General features: G+C 60.8%; 14 protein-coding genes and 1 pseudogene. 10 read left to right on the forward strand and 5 right to left on the reverse strand.

The features are described from left to right. The first annotated feature begins 36 nt into the window (after positions 1–36). Positions 37–966 carry a catechol 1,2-dioxygenase gene (gene catA, locus EXW71_RS18660; protein ID WP_123715914.1) on the forward strand — a complete coding sequence of 310 codons (930 nt, stop codon included), beginning with the start codon at positions 37–39 and terminating at the stop codon, positions 964–966. A gap of 61 nt (positions 967–1,027) precedes the next feature. Here the strand turns inward: catA and EXW71_RS18665 are convergent, their stop codons facing one another. Then, positions 1,028–1,501, reverse strand: a complete 474-nt coding sequence (locus EXW71_RS18665) for an Lrp/AsnC family transcriptional regulator (protein ID WP_123715915.1) — start codon at positions 1,499–1,501, stop codon at positions 1,028–1,030. A 144-nt stretch (positions 1,502–1,645) separates the two neighbouring features. On the opposite strand from EXW71_RS18665, the gene kynU reads away from it, so the two are divergent. Further along, positions 1,646–2,896, forward strand: a complete 1,251-nt coding sequence (kynU, locus tag EXW71_RS18670; RefSeq protein ID WP_134660249.1) for a kynureninase — start codon at positions 1,646–1,648, stop codon at positions 2,894–2,896. 102 nt (positions 2,897–2,998) lie between these two features. Beyond that, positions 2,999–4,405 carry an amino acid permease gene (locus EXW71_RS18675; RefSeq protein WP_134660248.1) on the forward strand — a complete coding sequence of 469 codons (1,407 nt, stop codon included), beginning with the start codon at positions 2,999–3,001 and terminating at the stop codon, positions 4,403–4,405. Here the strand turns inward: EXW71_RS18675 and EXW71_RS18680 are convergent. Further along, on the reverse strand, positions 4,351–5,247 hold the full coding sequence (locus EXW71_RS18680) for a LysR substrate-binding domain-containing protein (RefSeq protein ID WP_134660247.1): 897 nt from the start codon (positions 5,245–5,247) through the stop codon (positions 4,351–4,353). The genes EXW71_RS18675 and EXW71_RS18680 overlap by 55 nt on opposite strands. 82 nt (positions 5,248–5,329) lie before the next feature. Here EXW71_RS18680 and EXW71_RS18685 point away from each other — a divergent pair, with 82 nt between their 5' ends. The 4 genes from EXW71_RS18685 to EXW71_RS18700 all read left to right on the forward strand — a co-directional run bounded on the left by EXW71_RS18685 (position 5,330) and on the right by EXW71_RS18700 (position 9,673). Continuing rightward, positions 5,330–6,094, forward strand: coding sequence for a sulfite exporter TauE/SafE family protein (locus EXW71_RS18685; RefSeq protein ID WP_134660246.1), 765 nt, complete (start codon positions 5,330–5,332; stop codon positions 6,092–6,094). Between the two features lie 44 nt (positions 6,095–6,138). Continuing rightward, positions 6,139–7,035 (forward strand): LysR family transcriptional regulator, encoded by an 897-nt coding sequence (locus tag EXW71_RS18690; RefSeq protein ID WP_134660245.1) that lies wholly within the window; start codon positions 6,139–6,141, stop codon positions 7,033–7,035. A 104-nt stretch (positions 7,036–7,139) separates the two neighbouring features. Then, a complete protein-coding gene (locus EXW71_RS18695) occupies positions 7,140–8,033 on the forward strand; it encodes an NAD-dependent epimerase/dehydratase family protein (RefSeq protein WP_134660244.1) in 894 nt (297 codons plus the stop codon). Between the two features lie 194 nt (positions 8,034–8,227). Further along, positions 8,228–9,673, forward strand: coding sequence for a SulP family inorganic anion transporter (locus tag EXW71_RS18700; RefSeq protein WP_134660243.1), 1,446 nt, complete (start codon positions 8,228–8,230; stop codon positions 9,671–9,673). A 123-nt stretch (positions 9,674–9,796) separates the two neighbouring features. Here the strand turns inward: EXW71_RS18700 and EXW71_RS18705 are convergent, their stop codons facing one another. Further along, positions 9,797–10,177, reverse strand: a complete 381-nt coding sequence (locus EXW71_RS18705) for a lysozyme inhibitor LprI family protein (protein WP_123715923.1) — start codon at positions 10,175–10,177, stop codon at positions 9,797–9,799. 247 nt (positions 10,178–10,424) lie between these two features. Here EXW71_RS18705 and EXW71_RS18710 point away from each other — a divergent pair, with 247 nt between their 5' ends. Genes EXW71_RS18710 through EXW71_RS18720 form a run of 3 tightly spaced genes read left to right on the forward strand, consistent with a single transcriptional unit; the run spans position 10,425 to position 14,126 of the window. Further along, positions 10,425–11,774 (forward strand): gluconate:H+ symporter, encoded by a 1,350-nt coding sequence (locus tag EXW71_RS18710; RefSeq protein WP_123715959.1) that lies wholly within the window; start codon positions 10,425–10,427, stop codon positions 11,772–11,774. Positions 11,775–11,800: 26 nt separating this feature from the next. Further along, positions 11,801–12,661 (forward strand): MurR/RpiR family transcriptional regulator, encoded by an 861-nt coding sequence (locus EXW71_RS18715; RefSeq protein ID WP_123715924.1) that lies wholly within the window; start codon positions 11,801–11,803, stop codon positions 12,659–12,661. 1 nt (position 12,662) lies between these two features. Then, positions 12,663–14,126 (forward strand): amidohydrolase family protein, encoded by a 1,464-nt coding sequence (locus EXW71_RS18720; protein WP_134660242.1) that lies wholly within the window; start codon positions 12,663–12,665, stop codon positions 14,124–14,126. A gap of 774 nt (positions 14,127–14,900) precedes the next feature. Here the strand turns inward: EXW71_RS18720 and EXW71_RS29425 are convergent. Both EXW71_RS29425 and EXW71_RS29430 read right to left on the reverse strand, forming a co-directional pair. Then, the gene (locus EXW71_RS29425) at positions 14,901–15,764 is read right to left on the reverse strand and encodes a methyl-accepting chemotaxis protein (protein ID WP_372241336.1); all 864 of its coding nucleotides are present in this window, start codon (positions 15,762–15,764) and stop codon (positions 14,901–14,903) included. 39 nt (positions 15,765–15,803) lie between these two features. Continuing rightward, positions 15,804–16,820: pseudogene (locus EXW71_RS29430) on the reverse strand (methyl-accepting chemotaxis protein); the annotation flags it as partial. Between the last annotated feature and the right edge of the window lie 118 nt (positions 16,821–16,938).

Below are 16,938 nucleotides of genomic sequence, written 5' to 3' on the forward strand. Positions count from 1 at the left end.
TTCCATACCGAATAACTACAAGATGAGGAGTGCACCATGTCCATCCGACTTTCCCAGACTGCCCATGCTCAACAGTTTCTCGAAGAAGCCAGCGGTAACCTCAATGATGGCGGCAACCCGCGCACCAAGACTCTGATTTACCGCATCCTGCGCGACACGGTGAACATCATCGAAGACCTGGAAGTGACCCCGGAAGAGTTCTGGAAGGCGGTCAATTACCTCAATGAGTTGGGCAAAAATCAGGAGGCTGGTTTGCTCGCGGCCGGCCTTGGCCTTGAACATTACCTGGACCTGCTGATGGACGCTGCCGATGAGCAGGCGGGCAAGTCCGGCGGCACGCCGCGTACCATCGAAGGCCCGCTGTATGTGGCCGGAGCGCCGCTGAGCAAGTACGAAGCGCGGCTGGATGATGGCCTGGACGACGCGGTGCCGTTGTTTATGCGCGGTCAGGTACGCGACACCCATGGCAAGCCGCTGGCGGGGGCGATTGTGGATGTGTGGCAGGCCAATACCGGCGGCACTTATTCGTGGTTCGACCCAGCGCAGTCGGAGTTCAACCTGCGCCGGCGCATCGAGACCGATGCCCAGGGCAACTACCGTTTTCGCAGTATTGTGCCGTCCGGCTACGGCTGCCCACCGACGGGTCCGACTCAGCAACTGCTCGATCAACTGGGGCGTCATGGACAGCGGCCGGCGCATATTCATTTCTTCATTTCGGCGCCGGGGTACCGGCATTTGACCACGCAGATCAACCTGTCGGATGACCCGTACCTGCATGATGATTTCGCCTACGCCACGCGGGATGAGTTGATTGCCGAGATTCGCTTCAGTGACGACCAGCAACTGGCGCGGGAGTTGGGTGTGGAAGGGCGGTTTGCGCAGATTGATTTTGACTTCGAGCTGCAGCCTGCGGCTGCGCCGGTAGAGCAAAAGCGCATGCAGCGCGTGCGTGCCCTGGAAGACTGAACGCGGTCAAAAATGTGGGAGGGGACAAGCCCCCTCCCACATTTGATCTGTATTGTCGCCGTTATTTGCGGATGACCAGGTCCAGCACCTCATCCCGATCCTTGATCTTCTGCAGCACGATCTCCGAACGTATATCCATCACCCCGGCCGTGCGGTTCAGGTGGTTCACGATGAAGTCCGAAAAGTGCTTGAGGTTGCGCGCCTGCACCCGCAACACATAGTTGCTCGCCCCGGTAATCACATACGCACTGGCCACTTCCGGCCAGCCCTGCACCTTCTTGATGAATGTCTCATGCCAGTCCTCCACATCCTGGCGCAGCGACAGGTGCACGATGGCCTCCAGTTCAATGCCCAACTGCTCGGCATTCAACACCGCACGGTAGCCGCTGATGATTCCCTCGCTTTCCAGCAGGCGCAGACGGCGCAGGCAGGCCGAGGGTGACAGGGCGACTTTTTCCGCCAGTTCCTGGTTGCTGATACGGCCATCCAGTTGCAGGAAATGCAGGAGGCGCAGGTCGGTGGCGTCGAGAATCATGGTTAGAATAAATCCGCGTGTTTGGGCGTCAAATTCGAATTTCCTACAGCTTAATTAGCCTGTTGCACGCCACTTTGCACGAAAATTCTCTAAAAGTTCGTTCATTATTTGGTCAGTCGTCACTTATAAAAATCAGGACAACCCATGACCACTCGAAGCCACTGCCAAACCCTCGATGCCGAGGATTCACTTGCCCCGCTGCGAAGCCGGTTCGCCCTGCCTGCGGGGGTGATCTACCTCGACGGCAACTCTTTGGGCGCCCGCCCGGTGGCGGCCCTTGAGCGTGCGCAACAGGTGATTGCCGAGGAATGGGGCGATGGTTTGATCAGCAGCTGGAACAGCGCCGGTTGGGCGCAACTGTCACTGCGCCTGGGCGATCGCCTGGCACCGTTGATCGGCGCACAGGATGGCGAAGTGGCGATCACCGATACCACCTCCGTCAACCTGTTCAAGGTGCTCAGCGCCGCGTTGAGCGTGCAGCGCCAACGCCAGCCTGAGCGCAAAGTGATCGTCAGCGAGGCGAGCAACTTCCCCACGGATTTGTATATCGCCGAGGGCCTGGCCGAGTTGCTGCAGCAAGGCTATTCCCTGCGTCTGGTGAACAGCCCGGAAGAGTTGCCCCAGGCCATCGACCAGGATGTGGCGGTCGTGATGCTCACCCACGTCAACTATAAGACCGGCTACATGTATGACATGCAGGCACTCACTGCCTTGAGCCATGAATGCGGCGCGCTGAGCATCTGGGACCTGGCGCATTCGGCGGGCGCGGTGCCTGTCGACCTGCACCAGGCCGGCGCCGATTACGCGATCGGCTGCACCTACAAGTACCTCAACGGCGGGCCGGGCTCCCAGGCGTTTGTCTGGGTCAACCCGGCCTTGGTGGATGTGGTGCGCCAGCCGTTGTCGGGTTGGTTCGGGCATACCCGACAGTTCGCCATGGAGTCGACCTACACACCCAGCGTCGGCATCGCGCGTTATCTGTGCGGCACCCAGCCGATCACCTCGCTGGCGATGGTGGAATGCGGCCTGGAGATTTTTGCTCAGACCGATATGGTCAGCCTGCGTAAAAAATCCCTGGCGTTGACCGACCTGTTTATCGCGCTGGTCGAAACCCGCTGCGCTGCCCACGGCCTGGTGTTGATCACGCCGCGTGAGCACGCCCGGCGTGGCAGCCATGTGAGTTTTGAACACCCTGAAGGCTACGCGGTGATCCAAGCGCTGATCGCCCGTGGTGTGATCGGCGATTACCGCGAACCGCGCATCATGCGCTTTGGTTTTACCCCGCTTTACACCCGCTTCACCGAGGTCTTCGACGCCGTGCAGATCCTTGGCGAAATCCTCGATAACGGCACTTGGGACCAGCCGCAATTCAAAGTCCGCAACAGCGTTACCTGAGTAAACGCAGAGTAAAAATGTGGGAGCGGGCTTGCTCGCGCCCACAGGGACAGTGTGTTAACCAAAAAACAGTGCAATCACAATAATAAAGGGGCACGCCACGTGACCACGCCAGACCACGGCTTTGCAGAGATCACCCACCGCGAACTGGGCCTGAGGCGCCAGCTCACCTCCGGCCAGATGAGCATGATCGCCATCGGTGGCGCCATCGGCACCGGGCTGTTCATGGGCAGCGCCTATGCCATCGGCTATGCCGGGCCCAGCGTGCTGGTGAGCTACGCCATCGGTGCATTGATCACCTTGCTGTTGATGGGCTGCCTGGCGGAGATGACGGTGGCCCACTCCACCTCGGGTTCCTTCGGCGCCTACGCCGAGTTTTATATCAGCCCGCTGGCCGGGTTTCTGGTGCGCTATGCCTATTGGGCGGCAATTGTGCTGGCGGTGGGCGCCGAGGTCACGGCGGTGGCGATGTACATGAAGTACTGGTTCGCCAATGTGCCGGAGTGGGTGTGGATCGTGTCGTTTTCCAGTGTGCTGATCCTGCTCAATGCGATCAGCGTGAAAACCTTCGGTAACTTCGAATACTGGTTCTCGACGATCAAGATCAGCGCCATTGTCGGCTTCATCATCCTTGCGGTGTACGTGGTGTTCGGCTCCGGCAACCCGGAGTACGGCGTGCACAACTACACGTCTCACGACGGGTTTTTCCCCCATGGCCTGAGCGGAATGTGGATCGCGGTGATTGTGTCGATCTTCAGTTATTTGAGCGTGGAGATGATCGCCGTGGCCGCCGGTGAAGCGGCCGACCCGGAGCAGGCGGTGAAAAAGGCCTTTCGCGCGACCATTGTGCGCCTGGTGGTGTTCTACCTGCTGACCCTGGCCCTGATGCTCGCCATCGTGCCATGGAGCCAGGCCGGGCAAACCCAGAGCCCGTTCGTCACGGTGATGCAGACCATCGGCATTCCCGGCGCCACCGGCGTGATGAATTTCGTGATCCTGATCGCGGCGTTGTCAGCGATGAACAGCCAGCTCTACATCACCACGCGCATGATGTTCAGCCTGTCGCGCGCAGGGTTTGCGCCCAAGTCCATGGGGGCGTTGAGCAAAAGCGGCATTCCGCTGAATGCCTTGCTGTTGTCCAGCTCGGGGATCGCCTTGGCGACCTTGTTGAACGTGGTGTATCCGGAAAGCTCGTTCACCCTGATGATGGCGATCTCGATGTTCGGCGCGATCTTCACCTGGTTCATGATCTTTCTCACGCACCTGTTCTTCCGTCGCTATCGCCAGCGTCATGGCGGGCCGAAGCTGTCGTTCCAGTTGCGGCTGTTTCCCTACAGCACCCTGCTGGGCCTGCTGCTGATGGGGGCGGTAATGATCACCACGTACTTCACCGAGGCGTTCAAAATGACGCTGGTGTTCGGCGTGCCGTTCCTGCTGATTCTGTCGGCGGTGTACTACGGGTTTTTCCGCAAGGGCAGGGCTAGCGCGTCGAACAAGGCCCTGGCGTAACCCGGTAGATGGTCGAACGAGCGCGCGCATAACAACAGCTGTCGACACGCCCATTCTTCGCGCAAGGGTTGGGCCTTGAAGCGGCGCTCTGATGGCCAGCGATCCAGGGCGGCCTGAGGCACGATGCCCAGGCCGGCGCCCCGGGCGACCATGCGCATCACCCCATCAAACCCCTCGGCGCGGATGCGCGTCTGCAAGCGAAAGCCGCTGTGCAGTGCCTGTTCCTCCAGGTAAACCGCCAGCGCGCTGTTGGCGGTCAGGCCCACGAAGTCGTGTTGCAGGCTGTCGATAAAACTCACGGTGCCGGCTGCCAAGGGATGATCAAGGGGCAGGATCAACACCAGCGGGTCATCGCGAAACGGCAGGGTTTGCAGGCCGTGGGTATCCACTGCGTCGGAGATTATTCCCAGGTCTGCCGTGCCTTGGCGCAACGACTGGGTGATGCGCAGGCTCGGCAGTTCCTGCAGGTCGATATCGAGGTTGGGATGTTCGCGCAAAAAGTCCGCCAGCAATTCCGGCAGGTATTCGCTCAGGGCCGTGGTGTTACACAGCAGGCGCACCTGGCCCTTGATCCCCTTGGCGTATTCCGCCAGGTCCTGTTGCAGATGCTCGGCCTGTTGCAGCAGCAGGCGGGCATGTCGGGCCAGGGCCTTACCGGCGGCGGTGGGGGTGACACCGCGACGGCCGCGCTCAAGGCACTCGATACCCAGCGACGCTTCCATCACGCGGATACGTGCGCTCGCCGCCGCCAGGGATAAATGGCTGCGCGCCGCGCCTGCGGTGATATTGCCGGTGTCGAGGATATGCAGGTAGAGGCGCAGGTCGATCAGGTCAAAGTGCATGGCGTGTGCCTAAAGCAAAACAAGAGTCTGCCTCAGTATATGGCGAATTTTCGGCCTGATCGAAAAGCGCCACAATCGTCCCATGACTACTTTCCTCGCGTTTTACCAGAATGCAGGCCCAGCTTTGACTGTACTGGTGGTCGGCACGTTTCTACTGGCCGGTACCGTCAAGGGTGTGATTGGCCTTGGCCTGCCCACCGTAGCCATGGGGCTGCTCGGGCTGGCTATGTTGCCGGCGCAGGCTGCGGCGTTGCTGATCGTTCCTTCGATGGTCACCAACCTCTGGCAGCTGGCCTTCGGCGGCCACCTGAATGACTTGCTCAAGCGCTTGTGGCCGATGCTGCTGCTGATTTTTCTCGGCACCGGGCTTGGCACGCTGTGGCTGGGAATGGACGGTGGCCATGGGGCGGTGCGTGCGTTGGGCGGCGCGTTGCTGGTGTATGCGCTGAGCGGATTGTTCTTGCCCACGTTTAAGCTGAAGCCTGCGACCGAACGTTGGCTGGGCCCGCTGTGTGGGCTGATCACCGGTGTCATTACCTCGGCCACCGGCGTCTTCGTGATTCCTGCGGTGCCGTATGTGCAGGCCTTGGGCTTGAACCGCGATCAACTGGTGCAGGCGCTGGGGCTGTCGTTCACCGTGTCCACGCTGGCATTGGCGGCCGGCATGGCCTGGCGTGGCACGTTAGGCGGTGGGGAAATCAATGCGTCGCTGTTGGCGCTGCTGCCCGCGCTGTTGGGGATGTGGCTCGGCCAGCTGTTGCGCCAACGGATCAGCGCCGGGCTGTTCAAACGCGTGTTTTTTGTCGGCATGGCGCTGCTGGGTGGGCATTTGCTGATTGGCGGTTGAACCGCTCGGTGTAAGCTGCGCTGACCCGATAGAGAGGACAGCCTGTGAAAGCCCGATCCGATGAGCTACAAACCTTCGTCAGCGTGATTGAGTGCGGCTCGATTTCTGCCGCGGCGGAGCAGATCGGACAGACGCCGTCGGCGGTCAGCCGCACCTTGTCGCGCCTCGAAGCCAAGCTCGGCATCACCCTGATCAACCGCACCACGCGGCGCATGGACCTGACCGAAGAGGGCAAGTACTTTTTCGAGCAGGCCAAGGTGATCCTGGCGCAGATGGATGAGCTGGAGGAGCGCCTGTCGTCACGCCAGAAAAAACCTGCCGGGCGTTTGCGCATCAATGCTGCCGTGCCGTTCATGCTGCATGGGATCGTGCCGTACATCGCCGAGTTTCGCCGCCTCTATCCCGAGATCCAGTTGGAGCTGAACAGCGATGACCTGATCATCGACCTACTGGAACAGAGCACCGACATTGCCATCCGTATCGGTGCGTTGGCCGACTCGACTCTGCATGCCCGCTCACTGGGCTGGTCGCCGCTGCACATCCTGGCCAGCCCCGCCTATCTCAAGCGGTACGGCACGCCGAGCACGGTGGCCGAATTGGCGGATCACACGTTGCTGGGGTTCACCCAGACCGAAACCCTTAACCACTGGCCGCTGCGTCATGTGGAAGGCGACCGCTGGCTGATCCAGCCCGGCATCGCCGCTTCCAGCGGTGAAACCCTGCGTCACTTGGCGCTGGAAGGGCAGGGCATTTGCTGCCTGTCCAACTTCATGACCATCGACGACATCAACGCCGGGCGCCTGGTGCCGGTGCTGGAGGCGTTCAACAGCGGTTATCGCCAGCCGATCAACGCAGTGTTTTACCGCAACTCGCAATTGGCGCTGCGCATCCAGTGCTTCCTGGACTTTATCCAGGCCAAGCTGGCGCGGTATGCCCGCTGATTCGTGACTTGAACGCAAGAGTGAATTGGGCGAAGGGGACTTATTCGACAAGGATGGGCCGCTGATACTGGCTCCATCACTTACCCCCGTCAGGAGCACACTCCATGAACGTATTCGTAACCGGTGCAGCCGGTTTTATCGGCGGCTCCATCGCCACCGGCCTGGTCCAGGCCGGCCATGCCGTGACCGGTTTGGTGCGCAGCGCCGAACAGGCCGCTGAAATGACCGCCCTGGGCATCACCCCAGTGATCGGTACCCTTGATGATGTCGCTATTCTGACCGCCCAGGCCCGGCAAGCCGATGCGGTGATCAACGCGGCCAGCAGCGATCATCGTGGTGCGGTAGAAACGTTGCTCGCCGCCTTGAAGGGCTCGAACAAGCCCTTCCTGCACACCAGCGGTTCGAGCATTGTCGGTGATGCATCGGGCGGCAAGGCCAGCGATGTCATCTATTTCGAAGACAACTTGCCGGAGCCGACGGTCGACAAGGCTGCGCGCGTGGCCATCGACAATCTGATCCTTGCGGCCGCCCAGGACGGCGTCAACTCGGCGGTGATCTGCAACACCCTGATCTACGGCCACAGCCTGGGCGTGAAGCGTGACAGCGTGCAATTGCCGCGCTTGCTCAAGCAGGCACGCAAGAGCGGGGTGGTGCGCCATGTGGGCCCGGGGCAGAACATCTGGTCCAACGTGCACATTGAAGACGTGGTGGCGCTGTACCTGCTGGCGCTGACCAAGAATGTACCGGGCACGTTTTACTTTGTGGAAAGCAGCGAAGCGGCGTTTGTCGACATGACCCGCGCCATCGCCGAAGCCCTCAAGCTGGGGCAGCCCCAGGATTGGCCATTGGCCGAGGCTGAAGCCGAGTGGGGTTATGAAATGGCCAACTATGGCCTGGGTTCCAACAGCCGTGTGCGCGGCAAGCATGCCCGTGAGCTGCTGGGTTGGGTGCCCAAGCGCACGTCGGTTGTCGAGTGGATTCGTCACGAGATGGTCTGATGTTCGCTTGATACCGGGCCGCGCTCATCGGGAGCAAGCTAACTCCCACATTTGCCTGTATTCCAACGGTGGAACTTGGTCAAATGTGGAAGGAGCTTGCTCCCGATAGCAGCGACTCCACCTTCGAGACTATCCCCACCCGACTCAATTCCGTACCATTCCCCGCCTTATCCCCCGCAATGCCCTGGTACCTCATGAACCTCACCCGTCTGCGCGCCGATGCCCTGGCCGGCCTCACCACGTCTTTTGCGCTGTTGCCCGAATGCATCGCCTTTGCCCTGGTGGCCCATCTCAACCCGCTGATGGGGCTCTACGGCGCCTTCATTATCTGCACCCTCACCGCATTGTTCGGCGGCCGGCCGGGTATGGTTTCGGGTGCGGCCGGCTCGATGGCAGTAGTGATCGTCGCATTGGTGGTGCAGCACGGCGTGGAGTATCTGCTGGCGACGGTGTTGCTGGGCGGGTTGATCATGATTGCCTTTGGCCTGCTGCGCCTGGGCAAGCTGGTGCGCATGGTGCCGCATCCGGTGATGCTCGGCTTCGTCAACGGCCTGGCGATCATCATCGCGCTGGCGCAGTTGGAGCACTTCAAGAGCGGTGACACCTGGCTCAGCGGCACGCCGCTGTATGTGATGGCGGGCCTGGTGTTGCTGACCATGGCCATCGTCTATCTGCTGCCACGCCTGACCCGCGCCGTGCCGCCTGCATTGGTGGCGATTCTAGGCGTGGGCCTGGCGGTGTACCTGCTCGGCCTGCCTACGCGAACATTGGGCGACATGGCCCACATCGCCGGCGGCTTGCCGACCTTTGCGCTGCCGCACGTCCCCTGGACCCTGGAAACCCTCGGCATCATTGCGCCCTATGCGTTCCTGATGGCGATGGTCGGCCTGCTGGAAACCTTGCTGACCCTGAACCTGACCGATGAAATCACCGAAACCCGTGGCTACCCGGACCGCGAAAGCGTAGCCCTGGGCGCGGCGAACATGGTCTCGGGGCTGTTTGGTGGCATGGGCGGTTGCGCGATGATCGGGCAAACCGTGATCAACCTCAGCTCCGGCGGGCGTGGGCGCTTTTCCGGGGTGTTTGCCGGGGTGATGATCCTGCTGTTCATTCTGTTCCTGTCACCGTTGATCGAGCGCATTCCGCTGGCGGCCCTTGTGGGCGTGATGTTCGTGGTGTCCCAGCAGACCTTCGCCTGGGCGTCGTTGCGGGTGATCAACAAGGTGCCGCTCAATGATGTGCTGGTGATTCTTGCGGTGACCGTGATCACCGTGTTCACCGACCTGGCAACCGCTGTGCTCTGCGGCATCGTAATTGCGGCGCTGAACTTCGCCTGGCAACAGGCGCGTGAACTGTACGCCGATGAGCATCTGGAGGCCGATGGCAGCAAACTCTATCGCCTGCATGGCACGTTGTTCTTTGCCTCGACCACGCCGTTCCTGAACCGGTTCGACCCGGCCAACGACCCGGCCCAGGTCACGCTGGACTGCCGTCACCTGAGTTTCGTCGATTACTCAGCGATTGCCGCGCTGATGACCTTGCGTGAGCGCTACACCAAGGCCGGCAAGCACCTGCGGGTGCTGCATCTGTCGGAGCGCTGCAAGAAGCTGCTCAAACGCGCCAAAGTCCACCACGACTGAATCTCCTGTAGGCGCTCGCTCGCGAAAATCGTCAAGGATGACGCGGGTATCCTGAATGCACACGGTGCTCTCAGGTTTTTCGCGAGCCAGCTCGCTCCTACGGGGAGAGGGTGTTGCCATGCCTTATGGCCCGACCAGGTCTTCCAGTTCCTGGGCACGTGTCTGGGTCATGTCCACCACGCAGCCGGAGCCATTGACCTGATCAATGGTGCCGCCGGTGGCACTGCCTGCAAAGGCGCAATTGGCATCGCGGTATTTTATCCACAGGCGCTGCACGTCTTGCAGTTGCTGTTTGCGCGGGCCGTCCTGGGCCGCGAGCGCAGTCTTGTAGGCTTTGTTCAGGCGCTCGTCCTGTACTTTGGCGGCCTGGGTATTGCAGCCGACCATGTCGGCGGTGGTGTTGGCGTTGTCCATGCACTTTTTCAACATGGCGTTATCGGCGGCCGAAGCGGTGCCGCACAGGGCAAGCAGCAGGGCGCCGGCAGCGAGGGATGGGCGAATCATGGTCGGTTTTCCTGAGCGTGAGTGGATGCGCATTCTATGACTGGAGGCTGGCGCCTGAGTTTCGACGTTCTCTGATCTTCATGTAAGAACACCCCCTGAATTTTCATGCACGGGTGTTGGGCATGTCCCAACGCGACGGCGCTTATCCGTGGGCGAAAATTACTTTCACAAAAATTGAAAATGCTACCGGGTAATGATTTATGAGTTTCACAACCTATTCGACGTGACCCTTTCCAAGGAGTACCGCATGGCCGCATCACCGGGCTTCGGGCTATTGGCATACGCTGCCATCGCCATCATTGCGTTGATCGTGCTGATTGCACGTTACCGACTCAATCCATTTATCGTCATCACCTTGGTCTCCATCGGTCTGGCGCTGATGGCCGGGATGCCGGCGGACACGATCATGGGGTCGTATGAAGCGGGCGTCGGTAAAACCCTGGGGCATATTGCGCTGGTGGTGGCGCTGGGCACGATGCTCGGCAAGATGATGGCTGAATCCGGTGGCGCCGAGCAGGTGGCGCGTACGCTGATCAATCGCTTCGGCGAGCGCAACGCTCATTGGGCGATGGTGTGCATAGCGTTTCTGGTGGGGCTGCCGCTGTTTTTCGAGGTCGGGTTTGTGTTGCTGGTGCCCATCGCGTTTACCGTGGCAAGGCGAGTGGGCGTGTCGATCCTGATGGTCGGCCTGCCGATGGTCGCCGGCCTGTCGGTGGTACATGCGCTGGTGCCGCCGCATCCAGCGGCGATGATGGCGGTGCTGGCGTATAACGCGTCGGTGGGGCAGACCGTGCTGTATGCGATTTTGATCGGTGTTCCGACGGCGATCATTGCAGGCCCGGTCTATGCCAAGTTCATCGTGCCGCGTATTCACCTGCCGGCGGAAAACCCGCTGGAACGCCAGTTCATCGAACGCGAACCACGCACCCGCTTGCCGAACTTTGCCCTGACCATGGGCACTATCCTGTTGCCGGTGGTGTTGATGATGATCGGCGGCTGGGCCAACGTGATTTCCACTCCGGGTACTGGGTTCAACCAGTTCCTGTTGTTTATCGGCAACTCGGTGATCGCGTTGCTGGTGGCGACGTTAGTGAGTTTCTGGACCTTGGGCCTGGCCCAAGGCTTCAATCGCGAATCGATCCTCAAGTTCACCAACGAATGCCTGGCGCCGACCGCCAGTATCACGTTGCTGGTGGGCGCGGGCGGCGGCTTGAACCGCATCCTGGTGGATGCCGGTGTGACTAACGAAATTCTTGGCCTGGCCCACGCGTTTCATCTGTCGCCGCTGGTGATGGGCTGGTTGTTTGCCGCGCTGATGCGGATCGCCACGGGGTCGGCCACGGTGGCAATGACCACCGCGTCGGGTGTCGTAGCGCCTGTCGCGATGGGCCTGGGTTATCCACACCCGGAATTGCTGGTGCTGGCGACTGGTGCCGGCTCGGTGATTTTTTCCCACGTTAATGACGGCGGCTTCTGGCTGATCAAGGAATACTTCAATATGACGGTGATCCAGACCTTCAAGACCTGGACCGTGCTGGAGACCCTGATCTCCGTGGTCGCTTTTGGCCTGACCTACGGCTTGTCTGTTGTTTTATGAGCCTCATCCTGTAACCCGGAGCCCCCATGGACATCCTCTACCAGATCCGCGCCCGCCAGGACTCCTTCAGCGCCGGCGAAGGGCGTATCGCCAGGCTGATGCTGGACGACGTGGGCTTTGCCGCGTCCGCCAGCCTGGAAGAGTTGTCCCAACGGGCCGAGGTCAGCACGGCGACCTTGTCGCGTTTTGCCCGCAGCGTCGGCTGCCGTGATCTGCGTGACTTGCGCCTGCAGCTGGCCCAGGCCAGCGGGGTGGGCAGCCGCTTTCTGGACCCGGCCGGGCTGCCGGAGCAGTCGGCCTTTCATCGCCAGATACTCGGCGATATCGAAGTCACGCTGCGCCAGCATCTGTCGGGTTTTAACCAGGCGAGTTTTGTCGATGCGGTCAGCGTGCTGGGCAAGGCGCGGATGATTCACGCATTCGGTATGGGCGGCCCGTCGAGCCTGTGCAGTGACGAGTTACAAGTGCGACTGGTACGCCTGGGCTATCCGATTGCCGCCTGCCATGACCCGGTGATGATGCGTGTCACGGCGGCGACGCTGGGGCCGGAACAGGCGCTGATCGTCTGCTCGCTCACCGGCCTGCCCCCTGAACTGCTCGACGTGGTCGCACTGGCGCGCAACTACGACGCGCGGATTATCGCCATCACCCTGGCCAACTCGCCGTTGGCACAGTTGGCGGACGTGGTGTTGCCGCTGCAACCGGCCGAAACCAGTTTCATCTACAAGCCCACCGCGGCGCGCTACGGAATGCTGCTGGCCATCGACTTGCTCGCCACCGAGCTGGCGTTGGTCCAGCCGGACGACAACCAGGAGCGCCTGCGCCGGATCAAGCTGGCCCTGGACGATTATCGCGGCGGCCCCGACAGCCTGCCGCTTGGAGATTGATATGAAGTACGACACGTTGATTCGCCAAGCGCTGATCATGGACGGCAGCAACACGCCAGGCTATGTGGCCGATGTGGGCCTGCGCGATGGGCGTATCGAGACGATAGGCGATTTGTCGGCGGCCGTGGCCGAACATGAAGTCGAAGCGGCGGGCCGCGTGCTGGCGCCGGGTTTCATCGACGTGCATACCCACGACGACACGGTGGTGATCCGACATCCGCAGATGCTGCCCAAGCTCAGCCAGGGCGTGACCACGGTGATTGTCGGCAACTGTGGCATCAGTGCATCGCCTGTGAGCTTGCGCAATGATCCGCCGGACCCGATGAACCTGTTGGGCACCCGTGAGGCCTTCACGTACCCGCGTTTTGCCGATTACCGCTCAGCCGTGGAGGACGCGCATCCGGCGGTGAACGTTGCGGCGTTGATCGGCCACACTGCGTTGCGCAGCAACCATATGGACGACCTGTACCGCACCGCCTCCGCGGATGAAATCGCGGCCATGCGCGTGCAGTTGCGCGAGAGCCTCGAAGCCGGCGCCCTCGGCTTGTCCACAGGCCTGGCCTACGCCAGCGCATTCAATGCCGAGACCGATGAGGTGCTGCAACTCAGTGAGGAGCTGACGGCCTTCGGTGCGGTGTACACCACCCACTTGCGCAGTGAATTCGAACCGGTGCTGGAGGCCATGGATGAGGCGTTTCTGATCGGTCGACATGCCAAGGCGCCGGTGATCATTTCTCACCTCAAATGTGCCGGTGCGGGTAATTGGGGGCGCAGTCCGCAGTTGTTGGCATCGCTTGAGCTGGCGGCGAAAACCCATCCGGTGGGTTGTGATTGTTATCCCTATGCGGCCAGTTCATCGACCCTGGATTTGAAGCAAGTCACTGATGCGTTTCGCATCACTATCACCTGGTCAACGCCACACCCGGAAGTCGGCGGGCGTGACCTGCAGGATATCGCTGCCGAGTGGAATGTTTCGCTGCTGGACGCGGCGCGTCGTCTGCAACCGGCGGGGGCGGTGTACTACGGAATGGATGAGGGGGATGTACGACGTATCCTCGCGCATCCGCTGTCGATGGTAGGTTCGGATGGGTTGCCTGAAGACCCGTTCCCCCATCCGCGTTTGTGGGGTGCGTTTCCACGGGTGCTGGGGCATTTCAGTCGGGATGTAGGGTTGTTCCCGTTGCACACGGCGGTGCACAAGATGACCGGCTTGTCGGCGGCGCGTTTTGGCTTGGTTGAGCGGGGTGAAATCCGCGAAGGGTACTGGGCCGACTTGGTGTTGTTCGATCCGTTGCGCGTGCGCGATGTGGCGGACTTCAAGGAACCGCGGCGCGCGGCGGAGGGCATCGATGGGGTATGGGTCAACGGGGTGTTGAGCTACAGCGATGGGCAGGCGAATGGTCAGCGGCCGGGGCGCTTTCTGGCACGGAGTGGGAGTTTGGGCGCTGGGTTTTCGTCTCTGTAATGGGGGCTTCCATCCACGGGCGGGTTGTCATGCGCTTCTACGGCTCTTCGACGAAGCCAGGCGTCGGAGTGCTATGTCGATTGCCCTGATGCTTGCGAGAGATGAGCAGCAGTGATCCGTTCATGAGTCGGCTGATCGGTAAATCGCAGGCAATAAAAAACCGCCTCATTAGGGCGGTTTTTTGCAAGCCCAGTTAGTGGCTGGGGTTGCTATCTCAAAGAACGCTTTCGACCTGCAAGCCGATACTAACGCTGGTTACATCATCACGCAAGGCTGAACGATGGCGGGTATGGATCGTCTTCAGGCATTTCTTTAATGCCTGATTAGACTGTAAAAGCTTGTAATGAATCTATCGGGCGATACTGAGTATTTGACCACTGCATGACACACCTTCGGCAAGAATCCTGGTTAGGATCCTCCCCGTTCTGCGTTTGTCGCTTTTAGGTGAGTTGGGTCGGCGCGCGAATTCTGGACCGACCGCCACGGGCTAGTAATCCGTGCCGGATTGATGCGGAAGGACCATTAGCCCGGCCACCTCAAAGAACGCATTCGACCTGCGTCCGAAGGCCCGCGTGTTCCGGTAAGTGTGCTGGAGGTAAGGCCCAACTCACGGAGGGCCGAGTATGTCTAAGTTTGCACGACGTACGTGGAACCTCGTAGTGAACTGCCTGCGTGCTTATCACGTCTGGAAGTTCCTGCGGGACAGCTTCGATGACCGCTAAGGTCTGAGGAGTGGAGCCGCCTCGGTTCAGGCCGAGGCGGCTTTTTGGTTTTTTAAACCCGGAAATGACTGACCATCTGCTGCAACTGGCTACCCAATCGTGCCAATTCAACGCTCGACTTGGCCGTCTCCTCACTCGCAGTAGCCGTCTGCTCCGACACATCACGCACATTCACAATGCTGCGGCTGATCTCTTCAGCCACGGCGCTTTGCTGTTCGGCCGCCGCTGCAATCTGCTGGTTCATCGACTGGATGTTCGACACCGTACGGGTGATGTTTTCCAGCGACACACCGGCCTTGCGGGTCAGCTCGACACTGCTGTCGGTCAGGCTACGGCTGTTGTTCATCACGTTGGCCACTTGCTGAGTGCCGTTCTGCAAGCCGGCGACCAGGTCTTCGATTTCTTCCGTGGATTTCTGCGTGCGCTGGGCCAGGCCACGCACTTCATCGGCGACCACCGCAAACCCACGCCCGGCTTCACCGGCACGCGCCGCTTCGATGGCGGCGTTGAGGGCCAGCAGGTTGGTCTGCTCGGCCACGGCCTTGATCACGTCCATCACGCTGCCGATCTTGTTGCTCTCTTGTTGCAAGTGCGCCATGGCGTCGGTGGAGCGCGCCACTTCTTCAGCCAGGCGCTCGATCTGTGCGATGGCTTCGGCCACTACCTTGTCGCCCTCGCGAGCCTGGCCATCAGCGTTGGAGGCCGCCTGGGAGGCTTGCTCGGCGTTACGCGCCACTTCCTGCACGGTAGCGGTCATTTCGTGCATGGCGGTGGCCACTTGATCGGTCTCGATCTTTTGGCTGTTGACGCCTGCACTGGTCTGTTCGGTAACGGCCGACAATTCTTCAGCGGCGCTGGCGATCTGCGTCACACCGTCACGGATGCCGCTGATCAGTTCACGCAAGGTGGTGCCCATGCGCTGGATGCCTTGTTGCAGCACGCCCAGTTCATCACGACGAGTGACCTGGATGTTGTGGCTCAGGTCGCCGGAAGCGATGCGTTCAACCACCTCCAGAGTGTCTTGCAGTGGGCGTGTGATCTGGCGGGTGATGACCCATGCCGCGATGATGCCAACCAGCAGCGCCAGCAACGTGCTGATCAATTGCAGGCTGCGGGCCTGGGCACTTTCGACATCGCGACGATTGAGCTGGATGTCATACAGCTTGTCACTGATGGTGACGATGTCGGTGCCCTGGGTGGTCATTTCGGCGCGGGCAGTGACGATATTCGCGTTAGCCGCCTTGTAGTTCTGCAGGGCGCTGCGGTAAGCACCGAGTGCGGTTTCCAGTGCCGTCAGTGCACTTTGCTGGCTGGCGCCGAAGACGGTGTTGAGGTCTTTCAAGCTGGCAATGGTTTTTTCAATCTGTGCGGCGGCGCGGGCTTCGGTGTCAGGGTTGACATCGCCGGTGTAGCCGCGCACTTCAAAGCGCGCCAGTTGGAACTGCATCTTCGCGTCGGCCACGGCCTGGAATTGGGCCAGGTGCTCCGAGCTGTCAGGCATTTGCTTCACGCTGGCTTCCAGCGCGTTGATCTGTGCGTTGGCGATATCGGCCTTGTCGCCCATCACCTGGCGTGAGGCGTTGCCATTACGGTACGCCTCTCGCATCTTGTTCAGGGACTGTTGATAGGCGGTAATGACGGCTTTCTGCTCATTGAGCAGCTTGAGGTTTTCCGGGCTCTTGAAACTGTCCAGCAGTTTCTGTTGCTGGGCGGCGAAGCCATCCAGGTTGGTTTGTACGTTCTGGGCCACGGTTTCGTCGCCGGCGGCGAGCATGTATTGCAGGCGCGCAATGCGCAGTTTGGTCAGCGAGGCGTTGAGCTGGGTAATGTCGCTCATCCAGTTGCTGCGGTCGATCAGCCCGCTCAGGCTGGTCCAGCCGGTCAATGCCAGAATCGAGGTGAGGACAAGCACCAGGCCGAAGCCCAGGCCCAGTTTGAGGTTGACGCTGATGTTACCGAACCAGCTGTTCATCGAATGCTCCGCAAAGTTTGATCTGAGTGCTGGGCGGTATTGTTGTTGGAGCCAGCTTAGGTATGTAGGGCAATATCGGCAGCGGGACCAGAATCTGAAATGCCTTTTGTCCGGCTGT

It is taken from the genome of Pseudomonas sp. BCA17, assembly GCF_004519405.1.
GTDB lineage: Bacteria > Pseudomonadota > Gammaproteobacteria > Pseudomonadales > Pseudomonadaceae > Aquipseudomonas.